The 20,150-nt window shown below is 70.9% G+C and carries 15 protein-coding genes; 9 read left to right on the top strand and 6 right to left on the bottom strand.

Features of this window, described 5'->3' with window-relative positions; all coding sequences use genetic code 11:
* The first annotated feature begins 144 nt into the window (after positions 1 to 144).
* Genes F784_RS0116550 through guaD form a run of 4 tightly spaced genes read left to right on the top strand, consistent with a single transcriptional unit; the run spans position 145 to position 6,095 of the window.
* Entirely contained in the window at positions 145 to 1,551 is a 1,407-nt protein-coding gene (locus F784_RS0116550) for a xanthine dehydrogenase small subunit (protein WP_019587842.1), read from the top strand.
* Positions 1,548 to 3,938, top strand: coding sequence for a xanthine dehydrogenase molybdopterin binding subunit (gene xdhB, locus F784_RS0116555; protein ID WP_019587843.1), 2,391 nt, complete (start codon positions 1,548 to 1,550; stop codon positions 3,936 to 3,938). Before F784_RS0116550 ends, xdhB begins: the two co-directional genes overlap by 4 nt.
* 1 nt (position 3,939) lies before the next feature.
* Complete coding sequence (gene xdhC / locus F784_RS0116560; RefSeq protein ID WP_019587844.1) at positions 3,940 to 4,779, top strand: xanthine dehydrogenase accessory protein XdhC; 840 nt, start codon at positions 3,940 to 3,942, stop codon at positions 4,777 to 4,779.
* On the top strand, positions 4,776 to 6,095 hold the full coding sequence (gene guaD, locus F784_RS0116565; protein WP_019587845.1) for a guanine deaminase: 1,320 nt from the start codon (positions 4,776 to 4,778) through the stop codon (positions 6,093 to 6,095). The genes xdhC and guaD overlap by 4 nt, the downstream gene beginning before the upstream one ends.
* 20 nt (positions 6,096 to 6,115) lie before the next feature.
* On the opposite strand, the gene F784_RS0116570 is transcribed toward guaD, so the two are convergent.
* Both F784_RS0116570 and F784_RS24795 read right to left on the bottom strand, forming a co-directional pair.
* The gene (locus F784_RS0116570; RefSeq protein ID WP_019587846.1) at positions 6,116 to 6,526 is read right to left on the bottom strand and encodes a response regulator; all 411 of its coding nucleotides are present in this window, start codon (positions 6,524 to 6,526) and stop codon (positions 6,116 to 6,118) included.
* Positions 6,523 to 8,376 (bottom strand): sensor histidine kinase, encoded by a 1,854-nt coding sequence (locus F784_RS24795; protein ID WP_019587847.1) that lies wholly within the window; start codon positions 8,374 to 8,376, stop codon positions 6,523 to 6,525. The genes F784_RS0116570 and F784_RS24795 overlap by 4 nt, the downstream gene beginning before the upstream one ends.
* A 181-nt stretch (positions 8,377 to 8,557) precedes the next feature.
* On the opposite strand from F784_RS24795, the gene F784_RS23610 reads away from it, so the two are divergent.
* The 3 genes from F784_RS23610 to F784_RS0116590 all read left to right on the top strand — a co-directional run bounded on the left by F784_RS23610 (position 8,558) and on the right by F784_RS0116590 (position 12,432).
* A complete protein-coding gene (locus F784_RS23610; protein ID WP_019587848.1) occupies positions 8,558 to 10,219 on the top strand; it encodes a sensor histidine kinase in 1,662 nt (553 codons plus the stop codon).
* Between the two features lie 59 nt (positions 10,220 to 10,278).
* Entirely contained in the window at positions 10,279 to 10,722 is a 444-nt protein-coding gene (locus F784_RS0116585; RefSeq protein WP_019587849.1) for a response regulator, read from the top strand.
* Between the two features lie 312 nt (positions 10,723 to 11,034).
* Positions 11,035 to 12,432 (top strand): NCS2 family permease, encoded by a 1,398-nt coding sequence (locus tag F784_RS0116590; RefSeq protein WP_019587850.1) that lies wholly within the window; start codon positions 11,035 to 11,037, stop codon positions 12,430 to 12,432.
* A 660-nt stretch (positions 12,433 to 13,092) separates the two neighbouring features.
* On the opposite strand, the gene F784_RS0116595 is transcribed toward F784_RS0116590, so the two are convergent.
* Genes F784_RS0116595 through F784_RS0116610 form a run of 4 tightly spaced genes read right to left on the bottom strand, consistent with a single transcriptional unit; the run spans position 13,093 to position 17,105 of the window.
* A complete protein-coding gene (locus F784_RS0116595; protein ID WP_019587851.1) occupies positions 13,093 to 13,653 on the bottom strand; it encodes a TetR/AcrR family transcriptional regulator in 561 nt (186 codons plus the stop codon).
* Positions 13,654 to 13,702: 49 nt separating this feature from the next.
* Positions 13,703 to 14,464 (bottom strand): (S)-ureidoglycine aminohydrolase, encoded by a 762-nt coding sequence (gene allE / locus F784_RS0116600; RefSeq protein WP_019587852.1) that lies wholly within the window; start codon positions 14,462 to 14,464, stop codon positions 13,703 to 13,705.
* Complete coding sequence (locus tag F784_RS0116605) at positions 14,461 to 15,729, bottom strand: allantoate amidohydrolase (RefSeq protein WP_019587853.1); 1,269 nt, start codon at positions 15,727 to 15,729, stop codon at positions 14,461 to 14,463. The genes allE and F784_RS0116605 overlap by 4 nt, the downstream gene beginning before the upstream one ends.
* Positions 15,726 to 17,105 carry an aldolase/citrate lyase/malate synthase family protein gene (locus F784_RS0116610; RefSeq protein ID WP_019587854.1) on the bottom strand — a complete coding sequence of 460 codons (1,380 nt, stop codon included), beginning with the start codon at positions 17,103 to 17,105 and terminating at the stop codon, positions 15,726 to 15,728. The genes F784_RS0116605 and F784_RS0116610 overlap by 4 nt, the downstream gene beginning before the upstream one ends.
* Positions 17,106 to 17,163: 58 nt before the next feature.
* Here F784_RS0116610 and F784_RS0116615 point away from each other — a divergent pair, with 58 nt between their 5' ends.
* The gene (locus F784_RS0116615) at positions 17,164 to 18,420 is read left to right on the top strand and encodes a glycerate kinase type-2 family protein (RefSeq protein ID WP_019587855.1); all 1,257 of its coding nucleotides are present in this window, start codon (positions 17,164 to 17,166) and stop codon (positions 18,418 to 18,420) included.
* 106 nt (positions 18,421 to 18,526) lie between these two features.
* Positions 18,527 to 20,095 (top strand): malate synthase A, encoded by a 1,569-nt coding sequence (gene aceB, locus F784_RS0116620; protein ID WP_019587856.1) that lies wholly within the window; start codon positions 18,527 to 18,529, stop codon positions 20,093 to 20,095.
* Positions 20,096 to 20,150: the final 55 nt, after the last annotated feature.

The raw sequence follows: 20,150 nt of genomic DNA on the forward strand, positions 1-20,150 counted from the left end.
CATGCCGTCACAACAACAGGCCACTGTTCTGCATGGATAACCAGCGGTCCGCCTCGTGCGTCAACCATGCGCTCGCCCTCAGGGCTGGCGTCTGGCAGGCACGAGGCGGTCCCTTTTCCGGTTTCCCTCCATGAAGGAGCGAGGATGAACAGCATCACCCTGACTGTGAATGGCGTGCCGTGCGAGGCGCGGGATGTGCGGCCTCACACCACCCTGCTGAACTGGCTGCGCGACCAGGGTCTGACCGGCAGCAAGGAAGGCTGCGCGGAGGGGGAATGCGGGGCCTGCGCGGTGCTGGTGGCCCGCCCGGCGGAGGGAGGCGGCACGCGGCTGGAATCCGTGAACAGTTGTCTAGTACTTCTCGCCGCCCTCAATGGGGGAGAGGTCGTGACCGCCGAGGGGCTGGGCACGCCGGGCCATCTGCACCCCGTCCAGCGCGAACTCGCCGTACGGGGCGGCAGCCAGTGCGGCTACTGCACCCCCGGTTTCGTGGTCAGCATGGCCGCCGAGTATTACCGGCAGGGCCGACCCGCCGACGACTTCGACATTCACGCCCTGAGCGGGAATCTCTGCCGCTGCACAGGGTACCGCCCCATTGTGGACGCGGCGCGGGCGCTGGGCAGCCCCGCCGAAGAGGATCTGCTCACCCAGCGCCGGTCGGAGGCCCCGCCCCTCCCGCAGCCCACCCACCTCCAGACTCCTGACGGCGAGTTTCATCGGCCCACCACGCTGGCCGAGGCCCTTGACCTGCTCGCCGCGCAGCCCGGGGCCGTGCTCCTGGCAGGGGGCACCGACTGGGGGGTGGACGTGAATCTCCGGCACTCGCGCGCGGCCATCACGGTGGCCCTGGACGGCCTGCCCGAATTGCAAACCCTGACCTGGAATCCGGACCACCTGGAGATCGGCGCGGGCCTGACGCTCTCGGACATCGAGCGGCGGCTGGCAGGCCGGGTGCCGTTGCTGGCCGAATGGCTTCCCCTCTTTGCCTCGCGCCTGATTCGCAACAGCGCCACGCTGGGGGGCAACCTGGGCACGGCCAGTCCCATCGGGGACAGCCCGCCCGTGCTGCTCGCGCTGGACGCGCGGGTGGTGCTGGTCTCCGCTTCGGGTGAGCGCGAGGTGCCCCTGGCCGACTACTTCACGGGCTACCGCCGCACGGTGCGCCGGGGGGACGAACTCATCCGCGCCGTGGGAATCCCACTGCCCCTCGCGCCCCTGAGCGGCTTCTACAAGATCGCCAAGCGCCGCTTCGACGACATCTCCAGCGTGGCGGTCGGCATCGCGCTGGACCTCGACGGGGAGGTGGTGCGCTCGGTCCGGATCGGGCTGGGAGGAGTGGCGGCTACACCTATTCGAGCTTATGCCACCGAGGAAGTCCTGATCAGTCAGCCGTGGAATGAGCGGACCGTCCGCGAGGCGGCCCGGGTCCTGCGTGGAGAGGGCACGCCGCTGGACGACCACCGCGCCAGTGCGGCCTACCGTGCGGCGATGCTGGAACAGGCCCTGCTGAAGTTCTACTTCCAGAAGCCCGCCCAGGAGGTGACCGCATGACCAGCCTGTACGAACGTCCGCCGGGGGGCGCCGTGGGCGAGGCCATCCCCCACGAGAGCGCCGAGGGGCACGTCACCGGGCACGCGCTGTACACCGACGACCTGGGCGTGCGCCTCCAGAACCTCCTCCACGCCTGGCCGCTCCAGGCGCCGCACGCCCACGCCCGCGTGACCCGGCTGCACATCACCCCAGCGCTGGAGGTGCCCGGCGTCGTCCGCGTCCTCACCGCCGCCGACGTACCCGGCCTGAACGACGCGGGGGTGAAGCACGACGAGCTGCTGTTTCCGTCCGAAGTCATGTACCACGGCCAGGCGGTCTGCTGGGTCCTCGCCGAGAGCAGCGAGGCCGCCCGGCTGGGCGCGCAGACCATTGAGGTCGAGTACGAACCGCTGCCCGCCATCCTGACCCTTCAGGAGGCCATCGGGGCGCAGTCCTTCCAGGGCGCCCAGTCCACCGTGAGGCGGGGCGACGTGGAACACGGCCTCACGCAGGCCACCCACATCTTCGAGGGTGAGTTCGAGATGGGTGGCCAGGAGCACTTCTACCTGGAGACGAACGCCTCGCTCGCGCAGGTGGACGAGTGGGGGCAGGTCTTCGTGCAGAGCAGTACCCAGCACCCCACCGAGACGCAGGAGATCGTGGCGCATGTCCTCGGGCTTCCCAGTCATGCGGTCACCGTCCAGTGCCTGCGGATGGGCGGCGGCTTCGGCGGCAAGGAGATGCAGCCGCACGGGTACGCGGCGGTGGCCGCCCTCGGAGCTGTTCTGACCGGCCGCCCCGTTCGCCTCCGCCTGAATCGTCAGCAGGACCTCACCCTGACGGGCAAGCGCCACCCCTTCCACGCGAGCTGGAAGGTCGGCTTCGACGCGGACGGACGCCTGCTCGCCCTCCGGGCCACCCTCACCTCCGACGGGGGGTGGAGCCTCGATCTCTCCGAGCCGGTAATGGCGCGGGCGCTGTGCCACATCGACAACGCCTACTTCATCCCGCATGTGGAGGTTCACGGCCGGATCGCCAGGACGAACAAGACCTCCCAGACGGCCTTCCGGGGCTTCGGCGGGCCGCAGGGGATGCTGGTGATCGAGGACATCCTGGGCCGCTGCGCGCCGCTGCTGGGCCTGGAGGCGCACGAGCTGCGGGCGCGCAACTTCTACCAGCCGGGTGAGAGCACACCCTACGGCCAGCCTGTCCGCCACGCCGAGCGGATGCATGAGGTGTGGGACACGCTCCTCTCCCGCTCCGACTTCGTCGCCCGTCAGGAAGAGGTGCGGGCCTTCAATGCCGCCCATCCCCACGTCAAGCGCGGCCTTGCCGTCACCCCCGTCAAGTTCGGCATCTCCTTCAACTTCACGGCATACAACCAGGCGGGCGCCCTCGTCCACGTGTACAAGGACGGCTCGGTCCTCATCAACCACGGCGGCACCGAGATGGGGCAGGGGCTGCACACGAAGATGCTTCAGGTGGCCGCAACCGCGCTCGGCGTCCCGCTCTCCTGCGTTCGCCTGGCCCCCACCCGCACGGACAAGGTGCCCAACACCTCCGCGACGGCGGCGAGCAGCGGCGCGGACCTCAACGGCGGCGCGGTCAAGGACGCCTGCGAGCAGATCAAGGAACGGCTGGCAGCCGTGGCGGCGGGGTCGCTGAGCGCGAAGGGCAAGGCGAAGGTGGGCACCCTCGGCATCCACCCGGGGGACGTGCGCTTCGAGGGCGGGCGCGTCTTCCCGGTCGGGTACCCCGAACTCGGCCTGGACTTCCGCGAGGTCGTCCACGACGCCTATCACCTGCGAACTCAGCTCTGGGCGGCGGGCTACTACCGCACGCCCGGCCTGCACTGGGACCGAGAGGCGATGCGCGGCGAGCCCTTCAAATACTTCTCGTACGGTGCCGCCGTCTCCGAGGTCGAGGTGGACGGTTTCACCGGGGCCTACCGCCTGCGCCGGGTGGACATCCTGCACGACGTGGGAGACAGCCTCTCGCCGCTGATCGACCTCGGGCAGGTGGAGGGCGGCTTCGTGCAGGGGGCGGGGTGGCTGACCCTGGAGGACCTGCGCTGGGACACCTCGGACGGGCCTTACCGGGGTCGCCTCGCCACCCAGGCCGCGAGCACCTACAAGCTGCCCAGCCTCTCGGAGATGCCGGAGGTGTTCAACGTCGCCCTGCTGGAACGCGCCACCGAGAGCGGCGTGGTCTACGGCTCCAAGGCGGTCGGCGAGCCCCCCCTGATGCTGGCGATCAGCGTGCGCGAGGCGCTGCGGCAGGCGGCGGCAGCTTTTGGTCTCGGGGAGCGTTCCACCCTCCTCGCCAGCCCCGCCACACCGGAGGCCGTGTTCTGGGCACTGGACGCGGCCCGGCAGGCGAGCGTCCGAACTGAAGTGGCGGCGGACTGAGATGCCGGGCTGGCTGGACGCGGTGCAAACTCTCTCCGAACGCGGCGAGCCGGGCGTCCTCGTCACCGTCGCGGCGGTACGGGGCCACGCTCCCCGGGAGGCGGGCGCGAAGATGGTCGTCTCCCGTGAGGCGACCTGGGACAGCGTGGGCGGCGGCAACCTGGAGGCGACCGCCGTGGAACGCGCCCGCGCCCTGATCGCCTGCGGGGCCTCCACCCCCGAACTCCTCACCCTGCGCCTGACCGACCGCGCCCCGAACGAGTACGGGCGGCAGTGCTGCGGCGGCGAGGTGACGCTGCTGCTCGAACCGCTCAGGACTGGGCGGCCCACCCTGGCCGTCTTCGGGGTGGGGCACGTGGGTCTGGAACTCGCACGCTTCCTTTCGCGGCTGGAGGTCAATCTTCACCTGATCGACTCGCGGGCCGCGCAGCTCACACCCGAGCGGCTGGCCCCCCTGCAGGACGCTCCCGCCCGCCTCCACATCCACCACGCCCCCATTCCCGAGATGGTGCTGGCCGAGGTGCCTCCCGGCACCCACCTCGTCATCCTGACCCACGATCACGCGGAGGACGCCGCCCTGTGCGACGCGGCCCTGCGCCGGTCCGACCTGGGCTTTACCGGCCTGATCGGGTCTCGGGCCAAGTGGGCGCGGTTCCGCGAGCAACTGCGGGCGCTGGGCCACACCGAGGCTGGCCTCGCCCGGATCACCACGCCCGTCGGCCTTCCCGGTATTCGCGGCAAAAGTCCGGCGGTCATCGCCCTGAGCATGGCCGCCCAGCTTCAGACCGTGCTGGAAGCCGCCGAACCCGTCTCCTTCTCCCCAACTCAAAGGACTCCATGAAGCTCTACCGCGCCGCCCTGATGCACACGCCCACAAGCCCCTTCGCCGATCCCGCTGCGCTGCGAACGCACGATGACGGTGCCCTGCTGGTCGAGGACGGCCGCATCGTGGCCTGCGGCGACTACCCGGAGGTGCGCGCCGCCCATCCCGAGGCCGAGGTCGTGGACCTGCGCGGCGGCGTGCTGCTCCCCGGCTTCGTGGACACCCACGTGCATTACCCCCAGGTGCGGGTGCTGGGCGGCCTGGGGATGGGGCTGCTGGAGTGGCTGGACAAAAATACATTGCCCGAGGAGGCCCGGCTGGCGGACGACACCTACGCCCGCAGCGTGGCCCGCGAGTTCCTGTCCGCCCTCGCGGCGAACGGCACCACGACCGCGCTCGTCTTCGGCAGCCACTATGCCTCCGCGATGGACGTGTTCTTCGGCGAGGCGGGGGCGAGTGGCCTGCGGGTCGTCGCCGGGCAGGTCGTCTCCGACCGCTTGCTGCGCCCCGAGCTCCACACGACCCCGGAGCGGACCTACGCCGAGGGCAAAGCGCTGATTGAGCGCTGGCACGGGGTCGGACGCAGCCTCTACGCCGTCACCCCGCGCTTCTCCCTGTCCACCAGTGAGAATGTTCTCGACGCCTGCGCCTCCCTGCTCGCCGAATTCCCGGACGTACGCTTCACCTCCCACATCAACGAGAGCCCGCGCGAGGTCGAGACGGTGCGGGGGCTCTTTACGGGCGCCCGCGACTACCTCGACACCTACGAGCGGGCGGGGCTGGTGACCGGCCGCTCCGTCCTCGCCCACAATGTCCACCCCACCGACCGCGAACTTGGCGTGATGGCCGAGCGCCGCTGCGCGGCCGCCCACTGCCCGTGCAGCAACTCGTCGCTGGGGAGCGGCCTGTTCCCGCTGCGGCGCCACCTGCGGGCCGGGGTCCACGTCTCGCTGGGCACCGACGTGGGGGGCGGCACCGGCTTTTCGATGCTCAAGGAGGGGCTCCAGGCCTACTTCATGCAGCAGCTTCTGGGACCGGAGGGGGCGCCGCTGACCCCGGCCCACCTGCTCTACCTCGTCACCCGGGCGGGGGCGCGGGCGCTGGGGCTGGAGGGGCTGACCGGGGACTTCGGCGAGGGCCGGGCCTTCGACGCCGTGTACCTGCGCCCGCCTCCCGGGGGCACCCTGGACACGGTCCTGCGGCACGCGGACGGCCCGGAGCGCGTGCTGGCCGACCTCTTCACCCTCGGCACCCAGGCCGATGTGGCGCAGGTGTGGGTGGGGGGCGACGTGGTATACCGCCGGGCCTTCGCGCCCCAGGCGGCCCACGCCTGACGCTCCCCGGCTGACCCCGGTCAGCGGCCCGGGGGCCGGGTGTTGAGGCGCAGCCAGTATGCCCCCAGAGTTCCCACCAGGTGGCGCAGCGCCTCGGCGTTCACGGGCTTGACGAGGTACGAGTTGGCGCCCAGCTCGTACGCGCCGCGCACGTCCTGCGGCTCGTGCGACCCGGTGAGCACCACCACCGGTACCAGCGCGAGGTGCGCTTGGGCGCGCAGCCAGGACAGCACTTCCAGGCCGCCCACGCGCGGCAGCTTCAGGTCGAGCAGGATCAGGTCCGGCACGCGCTCCGCGCCCAGCGCCTCCAGGGCCTGCTCGCCGTCGCAGGCGACCCGCAGCGCCACGTCGGCCTCGGCGGCTCGAAAGGCCCGCCGGATGAACAGCACGTCGTCCGCGCTGTCCTCGATGAGCAACACGTCCGCGCTCACGCCGCCCCCGGGCCGGGGGGCAACTCGAACCAGAAGCGGCTCCCGCCGCGCTCACCCGCCCTGACGCCCACCCGGCCGTTCATCCGCTCCACCCCTTTTTTCACGATGGCGAGCCCCACCCCGGTCCCAGGGTATTCCTCCAGGGTGTGCAGCCGCTCGAACACCCGGAAGATGCGCTGCTCGTGCCGCGCCTCCACCCCGATGCCGTTGTCCTCCACCCACACCCGGACCCGCTCGCCGCACGGCTCGGCCCACACGCGCACCTCGGGCCGCACCCCGGGGGCGACGAACTTCAGGGCGTTGCCGAGCAGGTTGAACGCCACCTGGCGCAGCGTTATCTCGTCCCCCAGCACCGCGGGCAGGGGCGAGGCGACCTCCACCGACGCCTGCCGGGCGCGGATCTCCGGCCCGAGGTCCCCCAGCACCTGCCCGAAGACCCCGTCCAGCCGCACCGGCCCGAGGTGCAGCGGCGTGCGGCCCAGGTGGCTGTAGGCCAGGAGGTCGCGGATCAGCCGGTCCAGGCGCTCGGCGTTGTGCTCGATGCGCCGCAGCATGTCCTGCCCCTCCTCGTCCAGCGTGCCCGCGTGGTCCTCCCGCACGGCGTGCGCGAACCCCCCGATGGAGCGCAGCGGCGCGCGCAGGTCGTGTGCGACGGTGTAGGCGAACGCCTCCAGCTCCTCGTTCGTGGCGATCAGCTCCGCGGTGCGCTCGGCCACCCGGCGCTCCAGGGTCCGGTTGAGGTCCTCCAGCCGCTGCTCGGCGCGTTTGCGGGCCGTGATGTCCCAGTTGACCTCCAGGATGGCCCGCACCCTGCCGCGCTCGTCGCGCTGCACGGCCTGGCGGCTCAGCACGACGATCTCCTCCCCGCCCCGCCGCAGATGCGTGAGTTCGCCCTCCCAGAAGCCCGCCCCGAACAGCGCGCGGTCGACCGCCTCCCGCGACTCGGGAAAGCGGGTGCGGAGCAGGCTGTGCGTCACCTGCCCGCGCGCCTCCCCGGCCGCGTACCCGTACAGGGCCTCTGCCGCCGGGTTCCACTCCACCACCCGGCTCACGGGGTCGCGCACGATCACGGTCTCGTTCGCCAGGGCGAGCAGCTCGGTCTGTTCGCGCAGGGTGCGCGCCTGCGTCCGGAGCGCGAGTTCGGCGCGCCTGCGCTCGGTGATGTCGATGGCGAGCCCCGCCGCCCCCACCACCCCGCCGTCCGGCCCGTGCAGCGGGTACTGGTCCACCAGCCAGGCCCGTGGCTCGCCGGGGGTGGCGGGAGTCTGGCCCAGCACCTCGACCGGGCTCCCCCGGGTGCCCTGGCGAAGGGTGTCCCCCAGGCGGCGCGTGACCTCGGCGGGGAGGCCGGGCAGCAGCTCGCCGACGGTGCGGCCCACATGCGCCCCGGCGGGCAGGCCGTTCATCCCCGCCAGCGTGTCATTCACCCGCAGGTAGCGCCCGTCCGCATCGAACAACGCGAACCCGATGGGCGCCTGGTCGAACGCCTCAGCGAGCAGCGCGGCCAGGGTGCCGGTCTCCTCCCGGGCCTCCTCGAAGGTGTGCAGCCAGACGCCGCCCCCCAGGGGTCCCGCCTCCCAGCGCGCGCACCAGCCCGCCGGGGGGGCGAAGGCGGTCACGAGGGGCTCCCCGCGTTCCCGGGCGGCTTCCCACCCCGCCTGCGCCCGTCTCCGCGCGGCGCCAGAGAAGTTCAGCGTGTCTAACAAGAACCGTCCGGTTGGGGGCGCGGGCACCCGTGCCTTGAACGCCGGGTTGGCCGCCAGGATGACAGCCGCGTCGTCCGTGAGGCAGGCGGGGCGGGGCAGCGCCAGCAGGAGGTCGTCAGGCCGGACCTGGGCGGGGAGGGTCAATCCCTCACCACTGCGGGTAGACCTGGAACTTGGGGGCAGGGGAAAGGCATAACACGGCGACCCCGGCGGCAACCCAGCCGGACTTCGGGACAGGATAACGGCCATGTCGCCGATGGAAGGCCCGCCAGTGTCTTAACATTTCTTGAAGTTTCCCTCCTCCACCTTTTCATATAGTGCCCGCGTGCAGAGCGCTCCTTTCCTCCAGGCGAACCAGGAGCACCCCGAGGTGGAGACCCTGCTGCTGGAGGCGACCGAGCGGCTGGGGGCGGCGCGCAGCTGGGCGGATGTGGGGCAGGCGCTGCGGGACCTGCTCGTGCCGCGCGTGGCGAGCGCCTGCTGGCTGGACCTCGGGGAGGGGTGGGCGGATGCGGCCCCGCCCGAGGCGCACGAATGGAAGGTCCCCCTGCGCTGCCGCGGGGAGCCGCTGGGCATCCTCCACGTCGCGGCGCACCCGGCGCTCGACCCGGCCCGGGTCGGGACGCTGCTGACGCTGCTCGCCGACCGTGCGGGCGCGGAGCTGGGGCTGCTCGCGGGGCCGGGGGCGCCGGAGGCGGACAGCGTGCTGGAGCGCGCGGTGGAGGCCCGCACGCTGCAATTCTTCCGCGCCAGCAGCGAGCTGGCGGCGCGCAACCGCGCGCTGGAGGCCTTCGCGGCCCTCTCCAGGGAACTGGCGACCGAGACCGACGAGCGCCGCCTCGTGACGCGCGCCCAGGAGAGGCTGCTGGCCCTGCTGCCCGAGGGGGTGAGCGCGTACCTGGAACCGGAGGGTGACCTGTGGCGGCTGCGTTCCCTGGTGGGCGACCCGCGCAGCGAGGCCCTGCGCGAGACGCTGGAGCGCGGGGTGCCGCGTGGGGCCCTCGCCACGCTGGAGCGGGCGTTCGCGGAGGGGAAGGCCGCGTTCGAGGGCGTGGTGCCCGACCGGCATGGCGACCCGGCGCACCCCCTGGCCCACGTGGGCGCGCTCGCCGTGCTGCCGCTGTCGGTCGGGGGGGAGGCGCGGGGCGTGATCGCGGTGGCGATCTTCCGGCAGCGCACCTGGCAGGAGGCCGACCGGGCGCTGCTGGTCACCGCCGTGCGGCAACTGCAAACCGGGCTGGAGCGCTCGGAGGCCCTGGCGCAGGTCGCGCGGCAGCACGCGCAGCTGGAGGCGCGCGCCGGTGAACTCGCCGACCTCAACCGGGAGCTGGAGGCTTTCTCGTACTCGGTGTCGCACGACCTGCGGGCACCTCTGCGTCACATCGCGGGCTTCGCGGACCTGGCACGCGGGCTGCCGCCCGGACCGGACGGGCGCCTGGAGCGGTACCTGGACCACATCGCCACCGCGGCGGCCCGCATGTCGGCGCTGATCGAGTCGCTGCTCACGCACGCGCGGCTGGGCCGCCAGGAGGTGCGGCGGGTCAACGTGGACCTCGCGGCCCTGGTGCAGGGTGTGCGCCTGGAACTCGCGCCCGACGAGGAAGGGCGGCAGGTGACGTGGCAGGTGGGCGCCCTGCCCGGGGTGCCCGGCGATCCCGGTCTGCTGCGCCTCGTGCTGCAAAACCTGCTGTCGAACGCCCTCAAGTACACGCGCGGGCGCGAACACGCCGTGATCAGCGTGACGGCGGAGGTCACGGGTGACGAGGTATTGCTCGCCGTGAGCGACAACGGGGCGGGTTTCGATCCGCAGTACGCCGACCGGCTGTTCACGCCCTTTGGCCGCCTGCACCGACAGGAGGACTTCGAGGGCACCGGTGTGGGCCTGGCAAACGTGCGCCGCATCGTGACCCGCCACGGCGGCCGCGTCTGGGCCGAGGGGCGGCCGGGGGAGGGCGCGACCTTCTTCGTGGCTTTTCCGCTAGGCTGACGTGTGCTTTCGACCTTCACCCTCGCCCAACCACGCCCCGGGTTGCTCGCGGGAGGGGCATGACGCCGCCCGACGCCCTGCCCGCGCGCGTGCTGCTCATCGAGGACACGGCGGACGAGGCCCTCCTGATTCGCCGCGCCCTCGCCGAGCGCGGGGTCCGTGACGTGACGGTGATTCCCCGCGGCACCGACGCGCTCGACTACCTGTATCGCCGCGGCGCCTACACGGGGCGTGGCGAGGACGATCCGGACCTGATCCTGCTCGACCTCGGCCTGCCCGACATGAGCGGTCTGGAAGTGCTGGAAGCCATCCGCGCCAGCGCGGCGCTGCGGCACGTGCCCGTCGTGGTCCTCACCGTCAGCGCCCAGGAGGCAGATCGGGGGCGCAGCTACGAGACGGGCGCGAGCCTGTTCATCACCAAACCGGCGCACCCGGCGGAATTCACGGCGACGGTGCGGGCCATCAGCTCGTTCTGGCTCGAAGCGGACCAGGGGCCGTCCTGAGCGCGTTTGCCTGGTCAAAGACGCTCTGCCCTTCCCCCCCACTCCTTCGCGGCGCCCTTCATCTGCTGGGGAGAGGGGCAAGCCTGGTCTCCCGGGGATAAAGGGAGGAACCTCTTCGGCCCCGGGACCTTCTCCTGCCCGGGGGACTGTGGGTGGCGTTGCAAAGGCACCTCCGGCGGGAGTGGCCCCGCCGCCCGCCGCTCAGGTCCGGTGGGTGGTGTTCCTTGGGGGTGAGCCGGAGTACTCTGCCTCATCGGAGGGTCACTCCCGGCCCGCCCTCCGCGTGCCCCCCGTTCCCGCCAGGAGTCCCCCATGTCCGATGCGTCCACCACTCCCGCCGCCCCCCGCTCCGGCCTCGACCGTTACTTCGGCCTGAGTGCCCAGGGCTCGACCGTCTCCCGCGAGGTGCGCGCGGGCCTCACGACCTTTCTCACGATGAGTTACATCCTCTTCGTGAACCCGCAGGTGCTCGGCACGGCGATCCAGGTGCCCAACGCCTTCGTGCAACTGCTGATGACCACGGCCATCGCGGCGGCCTTCGGGTCCTTCGTCATGGGGCTGGTCGCGCGCTATCCCTTCGCGCAGGCGCCGGGCATGGGGCTGAACGCCTTCTTCGCCTTCACGGTGGTGCAGGGGCTGGGCGTTCCCTGGCAGACGGCGCTCGGCGCGGTGTTTATCAGCGGCGTGCTGTTCGTGCTGCTCAGTGTTCTCGGCGCACGGCAGGCTATCGTGCAGGCCATTCCGAACTCGCTGAAATTTGCCATTACCGGGGGCATCGGCGCATTCCTGGCCTTCCTGGGGCTGCGGAGCGCGGGGATCGTGGTGACCAATCCGGCCACCATCGTGGGGCTGGGCAACCTCGGCACGCCGTCCGTCCTGCTGGCGCTGCTGGGCCTGCTGATCTCCACCGTGCTGATGGCGCGGCGAGTCACGGGCGCGATCCTGTGGGGCATCCTGGCGACCAGCCTGATCGCCATCGTCACCCGGGCGGCCGTGTACGCGGGCGGGGCGAACGGGGCCCTCCAGGCCTTTCCCGGCTTCGGTGGCTCCTTTCTGGGCATCTTCGGCACGCCGGTCTGGCCCTCCTCGCTCGTCGGGCAGCTCGACATCGCCGGGGCGCTGGGCCTGGGCCTGCTGAGCGTGGTCTTCACCTTCTTCTTCGTGGACTTCTTCGACGCGACGGGCACCCTCACCGGCCTCGCGCAGCGGGCGGGCTTCCTCGACGCGAGCGGGAACATGCCCCGCGCCCGGCGCCTCTTCGCCATGGACGGTCTGGCCGCGATGTTCGGCGCCTTCATGGGCACCTCGACGACCACCGCGTACGTCGAGAGCGCCTCGGGCATTGGGGAGGGGGGGCGCACCGGGCTGACCGCCGTCACCGTCGGCGTGCTGTTCCTGCTCGCCATGTTCCTGTGGCCGCTCGCCGCCGCGATTCCCGGCGCCGCGACCGCCCCCGCCCTGATTCTGGTCGGCGCGATGATGATGGAGGGTGTGCGCCACGTGGACTGGGGCGACATCAGCGACGCCCTGCCCGCCTTCCTGACCATCCTCGCCATGCCGCTCACCTTTTCCATCGCCAACGGCGTCAGCCTGGGCGTGATCAGCTACGCGGCGGTCAAGCTGCTGAGTGGGCGGGGGCGGCAGGTCAGCCCCATCCTGTACGTCGTGGCCGCGCTGCTGCTCGCCCGGTATATCTGGCTCTCGGAGTAGCGTTCACCGCGAGCTGTTCACACCAGTCCTGGTCTGAGCGCCAGGACTTTTTTTCGTTGTGGATAGGGTCGGGGGAATGATCGTTGACTATTGGGGAGACGCCGCCAGGTTGGGATGGGAAGGACGCGCCCCACCCGGAGCTGGACCCGGGCTGTCCCGTGAACCAAAGAAAAGTCGCCCGCAGCAGGGCGAAAGGCGGCTCTTCAAGAAAGGGCGCAACCGGGGGAGAGGCTGATTTCAGGGCGTTCAGGAGCGCCGCGAGGCGGGTAAGAAGCGCGCTGATCGCCGTGATCGTCACGGCGGTTTCAACGGGCTTTCATGGCCTGCGCGGGCGCTTGGGTATACCCTTACGTTGCTTGGACACAAGGATTCACCTCCTTTCCGCACCCGGACTGCAACTCCGGGTGCTTCGCGTTCCCGTTGTTGCGCCTCCCTTCCCGGTTGTCATGCACCCCGTCCCCTGAGGGACATCCGGAGTTTCGCCCCTCTCCGGCATGTGGCGGTCTGCATTTCTACGCCGCGCTGCTGCTCGTCTGCTCCGTCCAACCAGCGGGGGCACGAGCGCGGCGGGGAGCGCCAGCCGCAAGGCCACGCGGAAGAGGTGTCGCAGCACGGGGGCATCGACGAGCGCCTGAATCAGAAAAGCCGAGCCAAAGAGGGTCAGGCGGCGCGGATCTCCTTGACCGCGCGGCGGCCGATCGCCTCGAAGCGCCGGATATCCTGGTACGAGCGGGCGAGGAGCATCGCCCCCTCCAAGGCGGCCTCACCAGGCGTGCCCGTGAAGGTGAGCTCTCCCCGTGAGCGGCCCCAGGCGAACACCTCGGTGAGCCAGCCCTCGTTGAGGTCAAAAGAGGCGCGGACCTCCCGGCGCATCTCCTCCGGCAGCGTGTTGTCGTCCCCGGCGAGGACCGCGCACAGGCAGATACGGCCGTCCTCGTGGACCACCGTTCGGTAGGCCGTCAGGTAGCGTTCCAGCCGCCCCGGGCCGGAGTCGGTGACCTGGGTGATGGCCTCCAGCTCGCGTTCCAATCGCTCCCGGGAGCGCCGCACGAGGGCCACGCCCAGATCAGCCTTGCCGGGAAAGTGGTCGTGGATGCTGGCGTTGCGAATGCCGAGGCGGCGGCTGATGTCCGCGTAGCTCACCGCGTTGAACCCCCGCTCCTGGACGAGTTCCTGCGCCACGTCCAGAATCTGGTGGAGGGTGTCTTTCTGTCCCGGCATGGGCGAAGTCTCTACCTATAGGTAGGTCAAAGTCAGGGGGAGGGCCGGGCTACTGCAGTTCCAGCGGGTGGCGGTTCATGTCCTTGTACAGCAGGTACTTGCTCCACGTCTTGCCCAGCGCCCCGTACCACTGCGGACAGTGGGCGCCCATCCAGATCACGTCGCCCTTCGTCACCGGCAGGAAGCGCTCGCCCAGGCGGTAGATGCCCTCGCCCTCCAGCATCAGCAGGCCGTGTTCCATGTAGTGGATCTCGACGTAGGGCAGGGTCGCGCCCGGCGCGTAGCTCATGGTGGTGACGATGAAATCGAACTGGGGCTGGTCGGGCAGCAGCTTGCGGGCGATGAGGCCGGGGTCGCCCTCGAACTCGCTGCCCGGCACCTCGCGCTCGTTGCCGATAACCAGTTCGGGTGCGGGCAGGCCCAGGGCCTGGGGGTGAAAACGCTTCTCGAAGACGGAGACGCGGGCGGCGTGCCCGGCGCGCAGGGTATGGTCTGTTCCGGCGGGGAGGTAGGCGTAGCCGTACTCACCCAGGCGGTGCGTCTCGCCGTTCACGTGCAGTTCGACCTGACCGTCCAGCACAAAGACGAAACGCTGGATGCCGGGGGGAGGGGGACCCGCCTCCGCGCCCGGCGCCATCTCCGCCGTGAACTGGGTGAAGCGGGCGCCCTGCCCGATCACCGGGGCGATGTGGACGAGGCAGGCCGTGTTCTTCCACTCGGCCACGGCGGTGCGGATGAAGGTTTCGGGCGTCAGGAGCGCGAACTCGGGGGCGACGACGCTGCGCGTCAGGCCAAGCTGTTTCAGGGTCAAGGGGTGTCCTCCTGGAATGGGGTACGGGTTTCTTCCCGCGCGGCGAGCAGGGTGAGGAAGCGGGCGCCGACGCGCAGGGCGGCCGCCACGTCCTCCGGCAGCACGGCCTCGTCGGGGTGGTGGCTCACGCCGCCGGGGCTGCGGAGGAAGAGCATGGTGGCGGGCCAGATGGGCGCGACGATCATCGCGTCGTGCCCGGCGCCGCTGACCATCGCCGGGGCGTCGAGGCCCTCGGCGGCCAGGGCCTCGACCAGCAGAGAGGTGAGGGCCGGGTCCATCGGCGTCGCCCGCTCCTCCATCCGCGGCTCGTGGCTGAAGGCGAGGTGGCGTTCCCACGCAATGCGCTGCCCCTCGGCGAGCAGCCGCTCCAGGGTCCCTTGCCGCACCTCGTCCCGCGCGTGGCGAATGTCGAGGGTGAGCCAGACCTCGCCGGGAATCACGTTGATCGCCCCCGGGAAAGGGGTAAGCGAGCCGACGGTGGCGACCAGGCCGGGTGTCGCGCGGGCAAGCGTCTCGGCGGCCAGCACGAAGGCGCTCGCCCCAGCCAGCGCGTCCCGGCGCAGCCCCATCGGCGTGGTGCCCGCGTGGTTCGCCCACCCAGTGAAGCGCAGGTTCAGCCGCGCCTGCCCCACGATGGCCTCGACGGGACCAAGGGGCCGACCCTCCGCTTCCAGCACCGGCCCCTGCTCGATGTGGAACTCCAGATAGCCCAGCACGTCCTCCCGGAGCCGTGCCTCCGGCAGCGCGGCGGGGTCCAGACCGTAGGCCGTGATCGTTTGCGCCACCGTCGTCCCCCCCGCGTCCGTCAGGCCCAGCAGTTCATCCGCGGTGCCGACCAGCGCCCGGCTCCCGATGAAGGGCACGCCGAAGCGCACCCCCTCCTCCTCGCTGAAGCCGACCACGCGGACGTGGTAGGGGAGAGGGGTATCCCGCAGCGCTTCGAGCAGGGTCAGCCCCAACACCACGCCCAGCACGCCGTCGTAGGCCCCCGCGTTCGGCACGGAGTCGAGGTGCGAGGCGAGGATCAGGGTGCGGGCGTCCGGGTTCAGGCTCGGACGAGTGGTATGCCAGTTTCCCACCGCGTCCAGGTGCGTCTCCAGCCCCAGCGAGGCGGCCCAGGTGTTCAGCCAGGCGTGGACCTCGCGCATGGGGGCACAGAGGAAGGTGCGCGTGGTGCAGCCGGGCTGCTCGGTGAAGGCGGCGATCTCGGTGCAGCAGGCGAGGGCGCGGCCAGCGAGTTCGGACCAGGGAAGGGCGACAGTCATGGGGGGGATACCTCGTCAAGCGTGCGGGCCACCGCTGGGAAGAAGGCGGGGCAGGATTCGGACAGGACCAGGGCGCGCAGCAACCGGGCGGCGGGTTCCTGTGGGTCGGCCTGCTGGGCAAGGAGCTGCCCGAAGAGGGTGGGCGTCAACGGCTCCCCGTGGTCCAGCGGGAGACGGTGACGGACCCACAGCCAGAGCTGCGCCCGGGCGAGTTCCGCGGTTGCGGTGTCCTCCACCCGCCCCGCCCGCACGATCACGCCCCGCCCGCCCAGCCACGCGCGGAAGTAGTCGCAGGCCACGCGGATAGCGTCGTGGACGGCGGCGAGCGGCACCGTTTCTGCCTGTGGGAAGGCGAGGAGCCCGGCCGCCACCTCCGCCTCGGGCAAAGGGGATGGTGGAGAGGTGGGCGGGCGGGACTGGAAGACGGAGCGCACGGTGGGGATGAGTTCCGGCAACCCGGCCCAGGCGGCCACGTACCCCTGCGCCGCCTCCCGTTCCTTGTCGGCGCGCACGACGGCGAGGGCGGGTTCAGGATGAGCTGGATCGGGGGCCAGCGCTGCCGTGCCCCCGATGGCCTGCGCGCCTCGACGAGCACAGACGCGGGCGAGATGAGCCTCATAAGCCTGCATCGCGGGCTGGCCCATGTGCAGCGCGGTCCGTTCGGGCAGGCAGAAGCCGGGGTCCCTGCCCAACCACTTCACCGCACTGAACACGTAGTCCCAGCGCCCCGCGTTCAGGCCGAAGGCCCGGTCCCGCAGCCCGTACAGCAGTTCCTCGGCGTGGAAGGCGCCGGGCAGCGTCTCGATCTGAATGCAGACGCGCAGGGAATTCGGCTCGCGCCCGCTCAGCCGCTCGGTTTCCCCCAGCAGATCGTTCCAGAACTCGGCCTCGTCGGGAAATTCCAGCTTGGGCAGGTAGAGGTACAGCGTCTCGCGCCCGGCGAATGCACTCACGAAGGCGGCGAGGTCACTGATGCTGGCGCTGCCTCCCTCCCCGTCCTCCAGGTACAGCGGGCGGGGGCGGGTCATGGGGAGGGGGCTGCCCAGCCTCGCGGCGGTTCGGAGGTTTACGTAGGCCGCCTGGACGTTTGCCGCAGTAGGCGAGAAGGTATCGTCGAAGTCGAAGATCAGCGCGTCGGGGGAGGCCGCGAGCGCCGCGCGGAGGGCCCCGGTGTCATTGGGCTCCACCAGCACCTCCACCTTGCGGGCGTGCAACTCGGCGGGTGGGGGTGCCACCTGCCAGTCGCCATCCCGGATATGGGCGCTCCGGGGATCGAAACCGGGCGTCCAGGCACGCGGACGGGCGAGCAGGGCGCGGCGGCGGACGGCGAACTGCGCCTGAAGCCTGAGGTGAACGTAGGGGATGGGTGGGGTCAAGGGGGGCTCCGGTGGGTGGGGAGGCTGACCTTGGCGCCGCCTCCCCGAGAATGGTGACATGGAGAGGCGTGCCCTGCTTGAACACAGCTTCCGGTCGGCCCTAGAGGCGGTGGCCCCCGCTCACCTGCTCGCTCCCTTTCTTACCGGGCCGCGCCCCGACCTCGTGCTCGCCTTTGGAAAGGCCGCGCTGCCGATGCTGCGGGCGGCGCTGGAAACCTATCCCGGTGTGCCGGGTCTGGCCGTTCCCCCCCGCGGGACGCCTGACCTGAGCGCCCCGCCAGGGGTGGAAGTCTTGCCCGGCAGCCATCCCGTCCCCGACGAACACAGCGTGCGTGCGGCCGAGGCGGCTCTCACCCGGGTTCGTGCCCTGCCCGCGGGCGCCCGGCTGCTCGTCCTCGTCTCGGGGGGTGGGAGTGCGCTGCTGAGCGCGCCGTGGGGCGTGACGCTGGCGCAGAAACAGGCCCTCACGCGTGATCTGCTGCGTGCGGGGGCCAACATTGTGGAGATCAACGCCGTCCGCAAGCACCTCTCCCGGGTCAAAGGGGGGTGGCTGGCGCGGGCCACCCAAGCTCAGGTCCGCGCCCTGCTGCTCTCCGACGTGATCGGCGACGATCCTTCGGTGATTGCCAGCGGTCCCACGGTGCCCGATCCGACGACCTTCGCGGAGGCTCTGGACGTGCTGGACCGTTACCGGGTGGAGGCTCCCGAAGCCCGCGCCCATCTGCGGGCAGGGATTCAGGGTAACCTTCCCGAGACGCCGAAGCCCGGCGAACTCCCCCACGTCGAGAACGTCGTCATCGGCTCCAACCGGGTGCTGCTGGAGGCGGCGCGGAGGGTTCTGGAGGAGCGGGGCGTGCGGGCCGTGATCCTCTCGGACACCTTCGCGGGAGAGGCGCGGGACCTCGCCGGATTCCATGCCTCGCTCGTGCGGAGTATTCGAGCCTACGGCACACCTTTCCGGGGGCCGCTGGTGCTTCTTTCTGGTGGAGAGGCCACCGTCACGGTTCGCGGCGATGGCTGGGGCGGGCGCAATCAGGAGTTCGCGCTGGCGCTCCTACACGAACTTGGCGAGCGCGGTGTCTACGCCCTTTCGGCCGGGTCGGACGGGATCGACGGCCGCAGCGACGCGGCGGGGGCTTCTCTCACACCCGACTCACTGGCACGCGCCCGGTCCCTGGGTCTCGACCCGCGCGATTTCCTCGCCCGCAACGACTCGGGCTCCTTCTTTGCCGCGCTGGGGGACGCCCTGATCACCGGGCCGACTGGGCACAACGTGGGCGACTACCGCGCGATCCTCGTGGAGGGAGAATTGTAGCGTCACTCACCGGGAGACGCCTCCTGGCCCCGGCCCGGCCCTACGATAGGCACCACCTTCACCCGCTGGATCATCCCCGCCCGTTTCGCGCCCCCAGGAGGTTGCCGTGACCACCCTTCCGCATCTGCCCGCTGGCCTGTCCATCACTGCCCCCGTGCAGGAGGCGTTCGCCGGAGTGCTGACCCCTGAGGCCCTGACCTTCGTGGCCGAGCTGCACCGCCGCTTCGATGCCCGGCGCCGCGAGCTGCTGGCGGCCCGCGAGGAGCGGCAGGGGCGGCTGGACGCGGGCGAGCTGCCCGGCTTCCTGCCCGGGACGGCGCACATCCGGGCGGGGGACTGGAAGATCAGCCCACTCCCCGCCGACCTCCAGGATCGCCGGGTGGAGATCACCGGGCCGGTGGACCGCAAGATGATCATCAACGCCCTGAATAGCGGCGCCCGGATGTTCATGGCCGACTTCGAGGACGCCAGCAGCCCCACCTGGGAGAACATGGTCGAGGGCCAGCTCAACCTGCGCGACGCCGTGCGCGGCACGATCAGCCTGGAGCAGGGCGGCAAGAGCTACCGCCTGAACGAACGGGTCGCCATGCTCCTGGTCCGTCCGCGCGGCCTGCACCTCCCCGAAAAGCACATCGCGGTGGACGGCGAGGTCATGAGCGGGTCCCTCTTCGACTTCGGCCTGTATGCCTTCCACAACCTGCACGAGCGGCTGAACCGGGGCACGGGGACGTATTTCTACATTCCCAAGCTCGAAAGCCATCTCGAAGCGCGCTGGTGGAACGACGTGTTCACTTTCGCGGAAGACACCCTCGGCGCTCCACGCGGCACCATCCGGGCGACGGTCCTGATCGAGACGATCCTCGCCGCCTTCGAGATGGACGAGATTCTGTATGAGCTGCGCGAGCATTCGGCGGGCCTGAACGCGGGGCGCTGGGACTACATCTTCTCGTACATCAAGAAGCTCAGGAACCGGAACGACCGCATCCTGCCTGACCGGGCGCAGGTGACGATGGCGGTCCCGATGATGTCCAACTACTCCAGGCTCGCCATTCAGACCTGTCACAAGCGCGGGGCTCCAGCCATCGGCGGGATGAGCGCCTTTATTCCGGTCAAGAACGACCCGTCGGCGAACGAGCGCGCCTTCACGCAGGTGCGGCTGGACAAGGAGCGCGAGGCGACGAACGGCCACGACGGCACCTGGGTCGCGCACCCCGGCATGGTAGAACTGGCGACGGAAGTGTTCGACCGCCTGATGCCGGGCGCCAATCAGATCGACTCGGGCAAGCAGGCCGACCTGCGGGTGACGGCGCCCGACCTCCTCACCCCGCCGGAGGGGACGATCACCGAGGGGGGCGTGCGGACGAACATCAGCGTGGGCATCCAGTACCTGGCCGCGTGGCTTCAGGGCCGGGGCGCGGTGCCCATCCACAACCTGATGGAAGACGCGGCCACGGCGGAGATCAGCCGCGCGCAACTGTGGCAGTGGCTGCACCACGGGGTCAGGCTGGAGGATGGCCGGACGCTGACGGCGGAACTGCTGGACACCCTCTTCGCGGAGGAACTAGGCAAGCTCGGCCCGGACTTCGCGGAGGCGGGACGGCTGTTCAAGGAGGTGGCGACCCGCTCGCCCCTCGTGGAGTTCCTGACCCTGCCCGCCTACGGGGCGCTGGCCTGAAAACGGTTCGGTGAGTTTTGGTCTCTTTCCAACTCTGGGTTCTGATAAGCCGCAC

Origin of the sequence: Deinococcus apachensis DSM 19763 (assembly GCF_000381345.1) — a bacterium.
GTDB classification, from domain to species: domain Bacteria; phylum Deinococcota; class Deinococci; order Deinococcales; family Deinococcaceae; genus Deinococcus; species Deinococcus apachensis.